The 13,085-nt window shown below is 54.9% G+C and carries 17 protein-coding genes; 8 read left to right on the forward strand and 9 right to left on the reverse strand.

What is annotated here, in order from left to right; all coding sequences use genetic code 11:
• The first annotated feature begins 92 nt into the window (after window positions 1–92).
• Window positions 93–992: a haloalkane dehalogenase gene (locus tag G6Q15_RS04995; RefSeq protein WP_164116297.1), complete on the forward strand. Its 900-nt coding sequence runs from the start codon at window positions 93–95 to the stop codon at window positions 990–992.
• A 48-nt stretch (window positions 993–1,040) separates the two neighbouring features.
• Here the strand turns inward: G6Q15_RS04995 and G6Q15_RS05000 are convergent, their stop codons facing one another.
• Window positions 1,041–1,256: a hypothetical protein gene (locus G6Q15_RS05000; RefSeq protein ID WP_164115898.1), complete on the reverse strand. Its 216-nt coding sequence runs from the start codon at window positions 1,254–1,256 to the stop codon at window positions 1,041–1,043.
• 259 nt (window positions 1,257–1,515) lie between these two features.
• Between G6Q15_RS05000 and G6Q15_RS05005 the strand changes: the two genes are divergently transcribed.
• Genes G6Q15_RS05005 through G6Q15_RS05020 form a run of 4 tightly spaced genes read left to right on the forward strand, consistent with a single transcriptional unit; the run spans window position 1,516 to window position 3,963 of the window.
• The gene (locus G6Q15_RS05005; RefSeq protein WP_240330768.1) at window positions 1,516–2,427 is read left to right on the forward strand and encodes an SPFH domain-containing protein; all 912 of its coding nucleotides are present in this window, start codon (window positions 1,516–1,518) and stop codon (window positions 2,425–2,427) included.
• A gap of 21 nt (window positions 2,428–2,448) precedes the next feature.
• Window positions 2,449–2,658 (forward strand): toxin-antitoxin system HicB family antitoxin, encoded by a 210-nt coding sequence (locus G6Q15_RS05010; protein ID WP_164116299.1) that lies wholly within the window; start codon window positions 2,449–2,451, stop codon window positions 2,656–2,658.
• A 5-nt stretch (window positions 2,659–2,663) separates the two neighbouring features.
• A complete protein-coding gene (locus tag G6Q15_RS05015) occupies window positions 2,664–2,924 on the forward strand; it encodes a hypothetical protein (RefSeq protein WP_164116301.1) in 261 nt (86 codons plus the stop codon).
• Window positions 2,925–2,958: 34 nt separating this feature from the next.
• The gene (locus G6Q15_RS05020) at window positions 2,959–3,963 is read left to right on the forward strand and encodes an alpha/beta fold hydrolase (RefSeq protein WP_164116303.1); all 1,005 of its coding nucleotides are present in this window, start codon (window positions 2,959–2,961) and stop codon (window positions 3,961–3,963) included.
• Here G6Q15_RS05020 and G6Q15_RS05025 read toward each other — a convergent pair.
• From G6Q15_RS05025 to G6Q15_RS05045, 5 genes are all read right to left on the reverse strand, one after another.
• On the reverse strand, window positions 3,960–4,805 hold the full coding sequence (locus G6Q15_RS05025) for a S1/P1 nuclease (protein WP_164116305.1): 846 nt from the start codon (window positions 4,803–4,805) through the stop codon (window positions 3,960–3,962). The two genes, G6Q15_RS05020 and G6Q15_RS05025, sit on opposite strands and share 4 nt — an antisense overlap.
• 71 nt (window positions 4,806–4,876) lie before the next feature.
• Window positions 4,877–5,515, reverse strand: coding sequence for a class I SAM-dependent methyltransferase (locus G6Q15_RS05030; protein ID WP_240330754.1), 639 nt, complete (start codon window positions 5,513–5,515; stop codon window positions 4,877–4,879).
• A gap of 53 nt (window positions 5,516–5,568) precedes the next feature.
• Window positions 5,569–6,186, reverse strand: a complete 618-nt coding sequence (locus G6Q15_RS05035) for a hypothetical protein (protein WP_164116306.1) — start codon at window positions 6,184–6,186, stop codon at window positions 5,569–5,571.
• 109 nt (window positions 6,187–6,295) lie between these two features.
• The gene (locus G6Q15_RS05040) at window positions 6,296–7,291 is read right to left on the reverse strand and encodes an isoaspartyl peptidase/L-asparaginase (protein WP_240330769.1); all 996 of its coding nucleotides are present in this window, start codon (window positions 7,289–7,291) and stop codon (window positions 6,296–6,298) included.
• Window positions 7,292–7,397: 106 nt separating this feature from the next.
• Window positions 7,398–8,063, reverse strand: coding sequence for an SDR family oxidoreductase (locus tag G6Q15_RS05045; RefSeq protein ID WP_164116310.1), 666 nt, complete (start codon window positions 8,061–8,063; stop codon window positions 7,398–7,400).
• Window positions 8,064–8,193: 130 nt separating this feature from the next.
• Between G6Q15_RS05045 and ispG the strand changes: the two genes are divergently transcribed.
• Together ispG and G6Q15_RS05055 are read left to right on the forward strand one after the other, a co-directional pair.
• Window positions 8,194–9,345, forward strand: a complete 1,152-nt coding sequence (gene ispG, locus G6Q15_RS05050) for a flavodoxin-dependent (E)-4-hydroxy-3-methylbut-2-enyl-diphosphate synthase (protein ID WP_164116313.1) — start codon at window positions 8,194–8,196, stop codon at window positions 9,343–9,345.
• Window positions 9,345–9,911 carry a thioredoxin family protein gene (locus G6Q15_RS05055; protein ID WP_240330770.1) on the forward strand — a complete coding sequence of 189 codons (567 nt, stop codon included), beginning with the start codon at window positions 9,345–9,347 and terminating at the stop codon, window positions 9,909–9,911. The genes ispG and G6Q15_RS05055 overlap by 1 nt, the downstream gene beginning before the upstream one ends.
• A gap of 6 nt (window positions 9,912–9,917) precedes the next feature.
• On the opposite strand, the gene G6Q15_RS05060 is transcribed toward G6Q15_RS05055, so the two are convergent.
• On the reverse strand, window positions 9,918–10,598 hold the full coding sequence (locus tag G6Q15_RS05060; protein ID WP_164116315.1) for a hypothetical protein: 681 nt from the start codon (window positions 10,596–10,598) through the stop codon (window positions 9,918–9,920).
• 23 nt (window positions 10,599–10,621) lie between these two features.
• Entirely contained in the window at window positions 10,622–11,152 is a 531-nt protein-coding gene (locus G6Q15_RS05065; protein WP_164116317.1) for a hypothetical protein, read from the reverse strand.
• 101 nt (window positions 11,153–11,253) lie between these two features.
• Between G6Q15_RS05065 and G6Q15_RS05070 the strand changes: the two genes are divergently transcribed.
• Window positions 11,254–12,165 carry a DMT family transporter gene (locus G6Q15_RS05070; protein WP_164116319.1) on the forward strand — a complete coding sequence of 304 codons (912 nt, stop codon included), beginning with the start codon at window positions 11,254–11,256 and terminating at the stop codon, window positions 12,163–12,165.
• A gap of 9 nt (window positions 12,166–12,174) precedes the next feature.
• Here G6Q15_RS05070 and G6Q15_RS05075 read toward each other — a convergent pair whose 3' ends face one another.
• A complete protein-coding gene (locus G6Q15_RS05075) occupies window positions 12,175–12,750 on the reverse strand; it encodes a hypothetical protein (protein WP_164116321.1) in 576 nt (191 codons plus the stop codon).
• Window positions 12,751–13,085: the final 335 nt, after the last annotated feature.

The following is a 13,085-nucleotide window of genomic DNA, read 5'->3' on the forward strand; positions in this document are numbered from 1 at the left end:
CTTAAGGAAAGAAGGGGCGGGGTATCTCGCCCCTTTTCTTTTGCGTGCCAACACCGCATAGTTGCAATCAGCAACTGAAAAGGAGAGCCCCTATGAAAGCATTGCGTACACCCGAGGAACGGTTTGCCGGTATTCCCGATTTTGATTTTCCGGTAAAATATGTCGATGACCTTCCCGACTATCAGGACCTGCGCATTGCTTATGTGGATGCCGGACCAGAAGACGCAGAACACACATTTCTGTGCCTGCATGGGGAACCGTCATGGTCGTTTCTTTACCGCAAGATGATACCAGTTTTTCTGGAAGACGGCGCGCGGGTCATAGCGCCAGATCTGCTTGGCTTTGGCCGCTCTGACAAACCGGCACTACAATCAGACTATTCCTTTCATTTTCACCGTAACTATCTGTTAAAAATTGTGAAAAGATTGGATCTTAAGAATATTACTCTGGTGGTACAAGATTGGGGCGGGCTCCTTGGCCTGACGCTGCCGGTAGACAATGATTTTGCAGGCCGGCTGTCGCGCCTCATAGTGATGAACACGGGGTTGGGCATTGGCAAAGCGCCCGGTGAGGGCTTTATGGCATGGAAAAATTATGCACTCTCAACACCTGATCTGCCGATCGGTTCCCTGATCGCCCGCGGCACGCCACATCTGCGTGAGGCTGAAATCGCGGCTTATGATGCACCGTTCCCTTCGCCCGAATATAAGGCAGGCGCGCAGGTGTTCCCTGCATTGGTCCCTGTATCACCTGAGATGGAAGGTGTGGATGTCAGCCTGGCTGCGGCGCGTTTCTGGTCAGAGAAGTGGAGCGGCAAAAGCTTTATGGCCGTGGGTGTGCTCGATCCGGTACTTGGCCCGGACACAATGAAGAGTTTGCAAAGAATGATAAAAGGATGTCCTGACCCGATGATGATCGAGGATGGAGGGCATTTTGTGCAGGAATGGGGCGACCCTATAGCCCGGGTTGCGCTAAAAAGCTTTGCAGCATAATCCGGCTAGTCAGTTATAACTGGTTCACAGCCGGTTTGCTTATAAATATCAGGCGGCGAGTACCTCACCGTCAAAGTCATAATCCGCCATCGCAATGGGCAGTGCAGTGTCGCAGTGCGCGCACTGTGCACTGATGCGGCCAACATGCCAATGGCGTCCACCACAGCCGGGGCAATAGTTGTTTTCACCTGCATAATAGAGCGGCATAAAACCGCGCGAAGGCATTTGCTGAGCGAAATCTTTAGATGGTATCTGAACCGTCATTGTCTTTTCTCCCTGTGACATGGAAACAACCGTTAACGACGAGAAGTGTTCCACAGTCGATGAGAGGATATGCAACTTTCCACATGAACGCAATGGGAAGCAGGTGTTCAGTGAGTGTTATAATATGTAAAATACATGGACTTAGATGTAAACTGCACGGTAATTTCAGTCCCGCGAGCACGAATATGCTTGCTTCTTATTGGTTAATGATATAATGATGATATCATAATTAATTTCGAGGAGAAAAATAATGACAGATATGGTTAACCCGGGTGAGGATTCTGGGCAAAGACGCGAGATGACCGCCAGTTCTGAACGCGAATCAACGACGGTAAGCGGTTATGGCATGTTATTGGTCCTGTTATTGACAGTTGCCGCGATGGTGATGTCGATCTTCATTATTGATCGGATGGGAGAAATTGGCATATTCGCCATGGGGGTAAGTATATTCGCGTTTTCATTTGTTGCGATAGGATTTTATTTCCTCAATCCCAATCAGGCGGCGGCGATCCAGCTATTTGGTGAATATAAGGGCACGGACCGTAATACCGGACTGCGCTGGCGCTGGCCCTGGCTGACCCGGCAAAAAATATCAGCCCGAGTGCACAATGTGACATCGGAAACAGTCAAGGTTAACGATTTACGCGGTAATCCTGTTGAGATAGCGACCAATGTGGTCTGGCGTGTGTCGGACACGGCCAAAGCGCTGTTCGATGTCGAGAAATATGAAGAATTTGTCGATATCCAGATCGAAAGCGCGATCCGCGTCATCGGCGGCCGCTTTCCCTATGACGATTTTGAACATGATCAGACCACGCTACGCGGTGATACTGGAGAGGTGAGCGACCAGCTGGAAGAGCAGTTGCAGGAACGTGTGGCTGCTGCGGGTGTGACGATTGATGAATGCCGTCTTACGCACCTTGCCTATGCGCCGGAAATCGCACATGCGATGCTGAAACGGCAACAGGCCGATGCAGTGGTTGCTGCGCGCCAGCGGATTGTCGAGGGCGCAGTCGGGATGGTGGAAACGGCCATCGATATGCTGTCTGAAAAGGACGTTGTTAATCTGGACGATGAGCGCAAGGCATCCATGGTATCGAACCTGATGGTGGTGCTGTGTGGTGAGCGTGATACCCAGCCGGTGGTCAATACCGGTTCGCTTTACCAGTAACCTGAAACCCGGGAGCAGGTCATGACTGCGAAACCCAAAAAAGCATTCCCACTCCGGCTGGAGCCTGCGCTTTACGAAGCGTTGGAGCGGGCGGCGGCGAACGAGTTTCGCAGCGTGAATGCGGAGGTCGAAGTACTGCTGCGCGAGGCACTTGCGCGCCGCGGCGTCAAGGTAGCTCCGCCGGAAAAACGCAAGAGAGGTAGGCCGACTAAGAATAAAAATGAAGGTTAGAGAGTATGTTACATATGATGTTTGATAAGAAGTATTGGTTTCGTTCTAAAAAATATGGCCTAGGTTCCTATCCCCATACATGGCAGGGCTGGGCTTTTGTGGGACTGTATCTGGCCTTCATGCTTGGCATGGGAATGTACGCAGCGCGCTATGGTGGTGAAGTAACAATATTATGGTGGGCCGTAATCATCATTGTAACAGCGCTGTTTACATTCAGCACGTGGAAGAAAACTGAAGGCGGCTGGCGCTGGCGTTGGGGAAAATAAGGCATCGACAAAACATATTGGAAGAGGGATTATCATGACTGGATTTTATTCGGGTGTCGCTGCGCTGGCTCTGTTTGCAGTATCAAGCTGCGCTTATGCAAGTAGTGCGGATAAGCAAGGTGTCACATTATCACAAACTACTACACAGGAAATAACTGCCCCTGGTCCGGAAGGCGATTTGGCTGGCACTATGATTGATGCAGGCCCGGATACGCCGCTTATATTGATCATTCCAGGTTCCGGCCCGACTGACCGTGACGGCAACAACCCTCGTTCCTTGAAAGCGGCAAGTTATAAATTATTGGCCGAAGAATTGGCGCAGAAAAATGTTTCCACGCTTCGTGTTGACAAGAGAGGCATGTTTGGCAGTGCGGCAGCAGTCGTAGATGCCAACAAGGTGACTGTTGGGGCGTATGTTGACGACATCAATAGCTGGATTAAGACAGTCAGGCAAAATACAGGGCGCGATTGCATATGGATTGCCGGACATTCCGAAGGCGGTCTCATGGTACTGGCGGCGGCGCAGGATAATACGGAAATTTGTGGTGTAATTACAATGGCAGCACCGGGGCGTGCGCTAGCGGATGTTCTGCGCGAACAATTGCGCGCCAACCCGGCTAATGCCTCGCTTTTGGAACCATCGGAAAAAATAATGCAGGTGCTGGAGGCAGGCAACCGTGTTGATGCAAAGGATATTCCGGCGCCTCTCATGCCGCTTTTTGCACCAGCCGTGCAGGACTTTATCATCAGCCTGTTTGCACAGGATCCAGCTGTGTTGGCGGCTGGCGTGAGGAAACCCCTGCTTATTGTACAGGGTGAACGTGATATTCAGGTTTCAGTCGCAGATGCACAGAGAATTGCAGCAGCTCAGCCAAAAGCGACACTGAAACTGATAGCTGAAATGACACATACGCTGAAAACTGTGGATAGCGATGATCGTGCTGCTAATCAGAAAACCTATACAGACCCGAACCTGCCTGTCTCGGCCGAGTTGGTTGAAACAATAGCGGACTTTGTGAAGAAAAGCGTTTCGCTCTAGACCAGCGCTTCATCCAGCAGGCGCGCGAGGCGCAGACCGGCGCGCTGTATTTGCAGGCGGGCCACTGGAACAAGGGCGCGGATTTCATCATTGTCGACCTGAGCCCTGCTTTCCATTTTTGGGCCGCATGCTTTCCCATCTTCGGCAGTGCGATAGGCAAAATCGCGTGAGATTTCCCAAGCCTCACGTGACCATTCCTCGCTCGTCCCCATGCTCATTTCGCCGCGCTCAGATGCGCTGTAGCGCCGCACAATATTGGCACCATCGGTAATGGCGCGCTCGGCCAATGGCCCATCCCACAGCCAGTGCAGGTTCATGCGGCCTTCGACAATGCCATAAGCGGCGGAAACATCATTGCCGCCGCGGTCCGAACGGTCACCGGCATGGAGTGGCATATGCAAGTCGCTGGTAAAGTGGACGAGAAAGGCGAACGCTTCAAGACGAACATGTGCGGGCAGGCTTTTATTGGCGAGGAGCGCGGCATTGCGGTCAATCTGAGCCGATACGCAATTGCCGCCGGGACAATTACCGCGCAGGGTGAAATCCTTGCAGATATCGACATTCTGATAGTGCCATGGCGCGGTGTAGCCCCAGCGGAGCCGGTCACGGCGTACGCAGTCAGGCCAGACACTGGCATCACTGATAGACTTAAGGTCGCATTCGGGCGTCCCCAGCAGTGCCTCGGAACGCAGCAGTTCACGGATTTTCGCTGCTGTCGAAGGTTTGATATTCTGCCCGGTAATTTCCGCAATGGTGCGATGCGCATACTCGCCCCATGCCAGTGCGGGGGCAGGGAGAAGCGCCAGCAGCGCGGCGAACAGGATCAACAGCTTTTTCATCATATGCCTCCTCTAGCGACAGCACGCTTGCCGGCAAGTGTTAATCGACAAACGCATTGCGCCTGTCTGCCTGGCTATTGCACTATGCTTGCCTCGCCGCTTTCGATCCAACCCAATATACGCGGTGTTTTGGGCATATATTCGCCAGTTGTTGCAGTGGTAGAGAAACCGGCATTTTCGATAGCGCTGCTAATACCGCGCGTCAAATGACATCCGCCGGCCATGCGTTTCCACATGGGCTCCACACGTTGTTGCCATATATGTACAGCATCATCCGGTGCGCGGCCATGTTCCAGATAGAGTAGTTTTCCGCCGGGCTTCAGGACACGACGTACTTCGCGTAATGACTGCGCCTGATTGGTAACGGTGCACAGCGTAAAGGTGATAAGAACCGTGTCAAAACTATCCTCCTCAAACGGCATATCTTCAGCAACCCCGCCGACAATATCAAACGGTGTTTGCGACCGTGTTGCCGTTTGCCTTGCACGGTTGATCAGTTCGGTCGATGGGTCGATACCCGTTACGTGATCCACTTTTTGCGGATCATAAAATTGCAGGTTAATCCCGCCGCCCGCGCCCAGTTCGAGTATTTTACCTGATGCTTTGGGCACTATCTGCGCTCGCCGCTTCATAATCTGCGGTTGCCCGCAGGCATAACAGATAAGACGCGGCATAATATGCCGGCCCCAGAAACTGGGTTGGCTAATATCCATTACAGAAATTTGCCATTAATATTCGAGCATGTCACAAACAGGCGGCTTTTGCGCTATTCGGGAATAGTCTGTGCTGCGCTCCCTCCTTGATCGATTACGCTGGGATCGCCTTCAACTGCCCTCAAACAATTATTATCTGCATCAGGAACAGGACATTGTTGCCGTGTAAGGTTTGTGAAATCACATTCCTTATGGCTAAACGTGTTTCTATCTCCATCATAGATAATATCAGGGGCATAAGATACAGTGCGCACATTACCGGGCATTGAAATACCGATAGTCAGTTTTGGATCTGATTCCGATACCAATACCCAGCTATTATAGTAGCTTTGGCTTTTCGCTTTGACCCAGGCTTGGTCCTGCCTTGCGGATATTTGGCAACTGGCTGCGGTGTAGCTGTCAGACCCGTCACTGGCTTTTTTGAAACATTTGTCGCTTGGTGCAGGCGGATTGTTGACAAGCTCTGGCAAAAGGCAGGTTACGAGTGCAGGGTCATCCTGAGTCAATGGAGGATTGTCGTCTACAGGCCCTATTACACCATCGTCATCATAATCTTCATGCTCGTCAGGATCAGTGATATCAGACGATGGTGTGCATGCAGCAAGTGCGGTTAGTAAGACAGTTAAAGTAAAAAACTTTTTATACTGGCAATTGGCTATACGGTTTTTCATTATATTCCCCCATTTACTTCCTAGAGTGAAGCATAAAGTCAAGGAATTGTCAAAAATGGTGCCAATATATGTATCAATGCCTCTTCGTTATCAGAGGCGTTCGGTCAGTTCATTCCTCATCACCGTAAATGCCGACCTGTTTCATGCCAGCGCTGGTGGCGCGGCCGCGGTACATGCCGGGCGTGTTATAACTCCAGGCCGCAGTGCCGTCAGGCGCGGCGACAATCACGCCGCCTGTGCCGCCCAGTTCGCCCAGTTCCTTGATAACAGCATCGGCGGCAGTCTTTGCATCTTCGCCCTTCATCCGCATCCGTGCGCAGATTTCATGCGCAACGCCCAGACGGATGAAATATTCGCCTGCTCCGGTGGCGGAGATAGCGCAGGCCCGGTTGTCGGCATAGGTGCCCGCGCCGATAATCGGGCTGTCGCCAATCCGGCCCCAGCGTTTACCGGTCAGGCCGCCGGTTGATGTGCCCGCCGCCATATTGCCGTCCATATCGACCGCCACTGCGCCGACCGTGCCATATTTCATATCAATATCGAAATAGCTGGTTTTGGCACCGCTGCCGCTGGCTTCGTCTTCTGCCTGCCGTGCTTTCAGCTCTTCTAATTGGCGATAGCGTTCGTCTGTGGCAAACCATTGCGGTCCGGCCTGTTCCAGCTCCTGCTCCATCGAAAATTCATTGGCGCCGTCACGGCTGAGCAGCACATGTGGACTTTGTTCCATGACTGCACGTGCCAGCTTGATAGGATTTTTCGTGGCAGTCACACCAGCAGCTGAGCCTGCATCAAGTGTTTTACCATCCATGATCGCCGCGTCCATTTCATTGCGGCCTTTATAAGTGAAAACACTACCGCGCCCGGCATTGAAATTCGGATCATCTTCCAGCACGATAATGGCCGCCTGAACCGCGTCCATCGATGTGCCGCCGCCTGACAGCACTTCGGATCCGGCTTCGAGCGCCCGTGTTAGCGCTGCGCGGACTTCGCGATCCTTTTCCTCGGTCAGGTTTTCGCGTTCAATGACGCCCGCGCCGCCGTGGATGGTCAGTGACCAGCTTTTGTCTGTGGTGTCACTGCCCTGTGCCTGTGCGCCAGTCGCCATAAGAAATACTCCGATTATTGCTGTGAGGAAGCGGATCATGTGTGTCTCTCCTTGAGTCGAGGTCAGGACAGGCTAGGAGGCGTTTCGGTAGTGGGCAAGCGGTGAGTTACCAGCCCATTTTGCTGCCATCATAAACGCGGAACTCACCGCTATTTTCCAGTGACAGGTTTTCGATGACCTGCATCATGCCCGCCACGCTGGTTTCGGTATTGATCAGCGCATTTTCACCGCCCATTTCGGTTTTGACCCAGCCGGGGTGCAATATGCCGATGGCAATACCGTCATCCCTGAAATCAATACTGAGCGATTTCCATGCTGCGTTCACAGCGGCTTTTGAGGAGCGGTAGATAATTGAACCGCCGCTCTGGTTATCGCTGACGCTGCCCATCTGGCTGGAAAGCACCACCATTTTCTTTACATCGCTCTGTTCCATATTTTTCTTGAGCTGGGTTGCCATTACCGTGGGGGCAATCGTGTTGATTTCCAGCGTTTCAATCCAGCTATCCTTGTCCAGGTCGCGGCTGCCATAGGACCCTGCATTGCTGATAAACAGGTCCACCTGGCGGTCGCCCAGCTCGTCAAAAAAATTGTCGACGCTGTGCGGATTGGCAACCGACAGGCGCATTACGGTAGCACCGCTGATTGCGCGCAAATCATCGGCACGGTCGGGATTGCGCGATGTGCCGATCACATCCCAGCCTGCGGCGGCATAATCGCGCGCGAATTGCAGTCCTATGCCGCGATTGGCGCCGGTGATCAAAACTGTTGGCATGGTTGTGCGTCCTTTTCCCTGTTCTATGACCTCGGTTTTTTGCGTCACCGCAAATTTCAACCCTCGCATATCGCAGGGTGCGGCGCTATATAGTTGGTTCGTCCCCCTGAATAGCGGAGCAAGCCTGCGAATGACAACCGAAAATCCTAGCCTGCGTCCATGGCGTGATATTGAACGCCGAAAAAGCCGTCAGATCATGGTGGGTGACGTGCCTGTGGGGGGCGATGCGCCGATCACCGTGCAGACCATGACCAATACGCTGACATCGGACGCAAAGGCGACGATTGACCAGATTCGCCGCTGTGAAGAGGCGGGCGTGGATATTATCCGTGTGTCCTGCCCGGATACAGACAGCACAGCGGCGCTGAAACAGATTGTCCGCGCCAGCCGTGTACCGATCGTGGCCGATATCCATTTTCATTATAAACGCGGGGTCGAAGCCGCCGAAGCAGGCGCGGCCTGCCTGCGCATCAACCCGGGTAATATCGGCAGCGCGGACCGCGTGAAAGAAGTGGTCGATGCGGCCAAGGCCAATGGCTGCGCCATCCGTATTGGCGTCAATGCAGGTTCGCTCGAGCGTGATTTGCTCGAAAAATATGGCGAACCGTGCCCCGAAGCGCTGGTGGAAAGCGCGTTGGATCATATCAAATTGCTGCAGGACCATGATTTTCACGAATATAAAGTCGCGGTAAAGGCATCGGATGTGTTCCTGGCTGTGGCGGCTTATGCGGAGCTCGCCGATGCGGTTGATTGCCCGCTGCATCTGGGCATTACCGAGGCAGGCGGCTTGATTGGCGGCACAGTCAAATCATCGATCGGTATCGGCAACCTGCTCTGGTCGGGCATAGGCGATACGATCCGCGTGAGCCTGTCGGCTGAACCGGAAGAAGAAGTGCGCGTCGGCTATGAAATGCTGAAATCGCTCGGCCTGCGCACCCGCGGCGTGCGTGTGGTGAGCTGCCCCAGCTGCGCGCGGCAGGGCTTTGATGTGATCCGCACCGTGCAGACGCTGGAGGAACGGCTCCAGCATATCAACACACCGCTATCACTGTCGGTGCTCGGATGCGTGGTCAACGGCCCTGGCGAAGCACGTGAAACCGATATCGGCCTGACCGGCGGCGGTAAGGGCAAACACATGGTTTATCTCTCCGGCGTCACCGACCACCATGTCGCGGATGACGATATGGTCGACCATATCGTGAAACTGGTCGAGGCCAAGGCAGCGGAAATAGAAGCAGGCGATGCGATCAGCGCCGATGACGCGAAGGAACAGGCGGCGTGATGCGTTTGACAGTATTTGATCTGACAGCGGTATCAGCTGGAATATTGGCAATTTCTGCCTGTTCTCCTGCAGATCAACTTTCTGCACAGACAGAGGCCGCGGCGCCCTCACAGGACCTGCTCGACAGCGATATCGAAAGCGCGTCTATGGATGCGCATCCCGAAGCGCGGCCCTATCAGGAAAGCGGTGGCGCGATGGCCGATGTTGATGCGGCACTGGTGCGTGCGGCAGAGAGCGGTAAGCGCGTGATCGTGGTCATGGGCGCAAACTGGTGCCATGATAGCCGCGGGCTTGCGGGCTGGTTCGCCACACCGCGTTTTTCGAACATGCTTGGCGGCAAATATGAAACGGTTTATGTCAATGTCGGCATGCCACAGGAAGGCGAGGGGCGGAATATAGAAATTGCCCAGCGCTTTGGCATTGAATCTCAGGAAAACACGCCAATGGTGCTGGTGCTCTCCGCCGATGGCACCCTGCTCAACAGCGAGGAAGATGCCAAAAGCTGGCGCAACGCCGCCAGCCGCAGCGAAGACGCAATTTTCACTTATTTCGACGGATTGGAATAACGCGCGTTACGCTGCAGACTTGCGGATAAACCCGTTCCAGATGGCATAGGCCCAGAGCGGCAGCCAGGCGAGCACCAGGCCCAGCGATGCAAGCGGCCAATAACTGGCGCCTGCAAGGCCAAACAGGCTGACCAACCCGCCAAGCACCATTATCAGGCCTACCCCCTTGCCGAATATAGTGTCTTTAAGCGCCAGCCAACCAATCGCCATGCCCGCCAGCGCCAGTCCGGCAAATTTGATGTGCACGAACCAGAACAGCCAGCTGAGCTGCGGCTGTGTACCGGGCAGGTCCGCCGTGATGGCGAACAGTATCTGGTCCTCCGCCTGGTCACACAGCCCGGCGATGACTGCTATTGCTGCAGCTGTTAAAGCAAGCGTGCGCCCATGCCCCTTGACTGCCATTGCGCCCGTGACAAGGAACGCGACAAAGAGCGGGATAAAGGCAAAGACATCGACGGTGTTGAGCGTATCCATCGCACGGACAAGCTGGCTGCGGCACGGGTCTTCACCGAACAGCGCGGTGATATCCGCGGGTGTGCGGGCAAATTCGAACGTCAATATGGGGCGCAATTCGCTGGAGCCCCCGCACGCTGTATTCACATTCGGAATAGTGCCAATGATATAGCTGACTGTCATCACGCCCAGCCCCGCCAATGCGCATAGCCGCCACCAGTTCTTCTCAGTCATTCTTTATTGCCCCCGATTGCCGGTTAAAAATAGATATCGATATAGTCGGTCAGGCCATCACACCATTCAAAATTGCGCAGCCGCCAGTATTGCCGGTTCTGTGTAATGGCAAAAATCTGGTCGCCTGCGGTGGCGCTGTCGAGTATGCATTCGCGCCCCGCATCGGGCGTGTCGATAATGGCGATACGGCCGCGAAAGACGAATTCGTTATCTGTGATGCGTACAATATCGCCCAGCATGCTTGCTTTACCATCACCGCTGCGCGCACTCTGGCTCGCCGAAATGCGGATCACGCCGCTGTTATCTGATACAGCGACCGGTCCCATATAGTCCCAGCTGATCCATTGCAGCGTCATGCCGCGCGCATTTGTAAGCTTTTCAAGTGTTTCTGCGCTATCCACCTCAGTCCGGGTGAGCGGCGGCGGTGTGGCCGGACTGCTTGTTGCCGGTGGAGGCTCATCCATCGCAATATCGGGTTCGCGCGTGCTGCCCATGCTGCATGCGGCAAGGCAGGTTAGCGACATGGCGGCAATGGCGGCGGAGCTGCGGTTCATCAGGAAATATCCTTGTTGCTGCGCGTAACTATAGCCGTTCGCCAAGATTTGGCAATTTGCCATCTGGACAATCTGCTCTCACGCGCCGATAGGCTGCGTGTATGAACACCGCTGCCCGCCATAGTGACCATGCGATACTGCCATTCCTCGCGGTGGCGACCGGTATTGCCACATTCGGCGGCATGGACGCGTTGATGAAGGGGCTCGCTTTGGCGCTGGGCACCTATAATGCGCTGTTGTGGCGGTGCGGTGCCGCAGTTGTCATGGCGGCGGTCCTGTTCGCCATCCGCCCCAGCAAATGGCCCGAGAAAGCGGCGCTCAGGCTGCACGTCCTGCGCGGCAGCATCACGTCGGTCATGGCCTTCACCTTCTTCTGGGGCCTGGCGCGCACGCCGATTGCAGAGGCGATTGCGATCAGTTTTATCGCACCCATCATCGCGCTCTATCTCGCTGCCGTCATGCTGGGCGAGCGGGTGGGGCGGTCATCGATATTCGCCTCGGTCCTGGGCCTGTCGGGCGTGATCGTGATTGTCGCGGGCAAGCTGGGCCAGGATTTTGACAGCGACGCGAAATGGGGCATTGCCGCGATCCTGACTTCCGCAGTGCTCTATGCCTTCAACCTGATATTGCAGCGGCAGCAGGCACAGATTGCCAGCCCTGTCGAAATCGGCCTGTTCCAGAACGGCATCGTCACCGCGATCCTGCTATTGTTCGCGCCTTTCTTTGCCGTCGTACCCGACTTTGCGGAGCATGGCCCCGCGATAGTAGGCGCAGCGGCACTGGCGCTTGTTTCGCTGTTGCTGATAAGCTGGGGTTATGCCCGGGAGCAGGCACAGGCTCTGGTGCCGATCGAATATAGCGCCTTTATCTGGGCCATCATTTTCGGCTGGATATTCTTTGCCGAACCGGTGACCGCAGCGACATTGATCGGCGCAGTGCTGATCGTCGGTGGGTGCTTGATCGTCGCCCGGCGGCGGCCGGAAATGGCGGAGCCGGAGCAAGTGGCTTTATAAAGCTCTTTCTTACTTAACAACCCCGCGAAAGCGCAGTTTTCCGCTCTTGCCCGCCGGGATGGCCTGCGCGAATTTCCACTGGATATGCGTGACATCGCCGCCCTGTGCAGGGCGCGTGCCGCCTGCGCCGTCATCGACGGTCAGCGCGGAAAGCTTGCCCCATGTCTTGCCGCCATCAACTGACACGGCGGCCCAATCCTCATCCACACCGGTGAAGCGGACAGCTTTATGCACCGGGTTGACCGCGACAAAGTTGCCTGCGGGTGTGGAGCCTGCATTGCGGTAGGTGAGGGTGAAAAGCAGCTTGTCGCCCGGCACCACGGTCACATCGCTGGGTGCGACCAGCTCTGCCTTGCCATTCGCATCTGTGCGCTCAACCTGTATTTCAGAGCTGATCTGCACGGCCTTTGCCCCCGTGGGAGCTGCCGTCTGTGCCGCTGCGGACGTCGCCATGGCGGAACCCAGCAAGGCGGCCAGGCCCAGCGCGACCGCATAAAACAGCGTGCTCCGCCTGCTATCCACAGAGCCAAACAGCGCCCGGATATCCCCCCTGCGCGCGGTATAGCGAATGTGCGTATTATCCATGTGCGACATGATATTTCCCCGTTTATCAGTTCCTTGCAAACCGCGCATCCATGCGGCCCGCAAAGTCATTTTACATTTCATGACACCGGTATCGCCGAACATGGTTAATTATGGGTAAACGGGGATGGGGAGAGGGCCAGCCATTCCTTAACTTCCCTTAGCTTCGCACCCAGGAGCGTGTTGATTGCGCCATTTGTTGGATAATCGTGTAGGAGATATCCAACATATTTGGGGGGGTAAGTGAGCTGTTAGTGTAATTGTGCACTCGCGCAGGCGGGCGCCAAAGGGAGTGGGCAACAATATGAAAGCCTTTCGAAGGGAGCCGGAGCCAGCGG

The organism is Sphingorhabdus sp. Alg239-R122 (assembly GCF_900537065.1).
GTDB lineage: Bacteria > Pseudomonadota > Alphaproteobacteria > Sphingomonadales > Sphingomonadaceae > Alg239-R122.

What these genes read in the sequence shown, in the direction of transcription:
- G6Q15_RS05070 (WP_164116319.1), top strand. Translation starts at nt 11,254, where the DNA reads ATGAACACCGCTGCCCGCCATAGTGACCATGCGATACTGCCATTCCTC.
- G6Q15_RS05025 (WP_164116305.1), bottom strand. Translation starts at nt 4,805, where the DNA reads ATGATGAAAAAGCTGTTGATCCTGTTCGCCGCGCTGCTGGCGCTTCTC.
- G6Q15_RS05075 (WP_164116321.1), bottom strand. Translation starts at nt 12,750, where the DNA reads ATGGATAATACGCACATTCGCTATACCGCGCGCAGGGGGGATATCCGG.
- G6Q15_RS05060 (WP_164116315.1), bottom strand. Translation starts at nt 10,598, where the DNA reads ATGACTGAGAAGAACTGGTGGCGGCTATGCGCATTGGCGGGGCTGGGC.
- G6Q15_RS05055 (WP_240330770.1), top strand. Translation starts at nt 9,345, where the DNA reads ATGCGTTTGACAGTATTTGATCTGACAGCGGTATCAGCTGGAATATTG.
- G6Q15_RS05015 (WP_164116301.1), top strand. Translation starts at nt 2,664, where the DNA reads ATGTTACATATGATGTTTGATAAGAAGTATTGGTTTCGTTCTAAAAAA.
- G6Q15_RS05020 (WP_164116303.1), top strand. Translation starts at nt 2,959, where the DNA reads ATGACTGGATTTTATTCGGGTGTCGCTGCGCTGGCTCTGTTTGCAGTA.
- G6Q15_RS05040 (WP_240330769.1), bottom strand. Translation starts at nt 7,291, where the DNA reads ATGGCGACTGGCGCACAGGCACAGGGCAGTGACACCACAGACAAAAGC.
- G6Q15_RS05005 (WP_240330768.1), top strand. Translation starts at nt 1,516, where the DNA reads ATGGTTAACCCGGGTGAGGATTCTGGGCAAAGACGCGAGATGACCGCC.
- ispG (WP_164116313.1), top strand. Translation starts at nt 8,194, where the DNA reads ATGACAACCGAAAATCCTAGCCTGCGTCCATGGCGTGATATTGAACGC.
- G6Q15_RS05030 (WP_240330754.1), bottom strand. Translation starts at nt 5,515, where the DNA reads ATGGATATTAGCCAACCCAGTTTCTGGGGCCGGCATATTATGCCGCGT.
- G6Q15_RS05035 (WP_164116306.1), bottom strand. Translation starts at nt 6,186, where the DNA reads ATGAAAAACCGTATAGCCAATTGCCAGTATAAAAAGTTTTTTACTTTA.
- G6Q15_RS05045 (WP_164116310.1), bottom strand. Translation starts at nt 8,063, where the DNA reads ATGCCAACAGTTTTGATCACCGGCGCCAATCGCGGCATAGGACTGCAA.
- G6Q15_RS04995 (WP_164116297.1), top strand. Translation starts at nt 93, where the DNA reads ATGAAAGCATTGCGTACACCCGAGGAACGGTTTGCCGGTATTCCCGAT.
- G6Q15_RS05000 (WP_164115898.1), bottom strand. Translation starts at nt 1,256, where the DNA reads ATGACGGTTCAGATACCATCTAAAGATTTCGCTCAGCAAATGCCTTCG.
- G6Q15_RS05065 (WP_164116317.1), bottom strand. Translation starts at nt 11,152, where the DNA reads ATGAACCGCAGCTCCGCCGCCATTGCCGCCATGTCGCTAACCTGCCTT.
- G6Q15_RS05010 (WP_164116299.1), top strand. Translation starts at nt 2,449, where the DNA reads ATGACTGCGAAACCCAAAAAAGCATTCCCACTCCGGCTGGAGCCTGCG.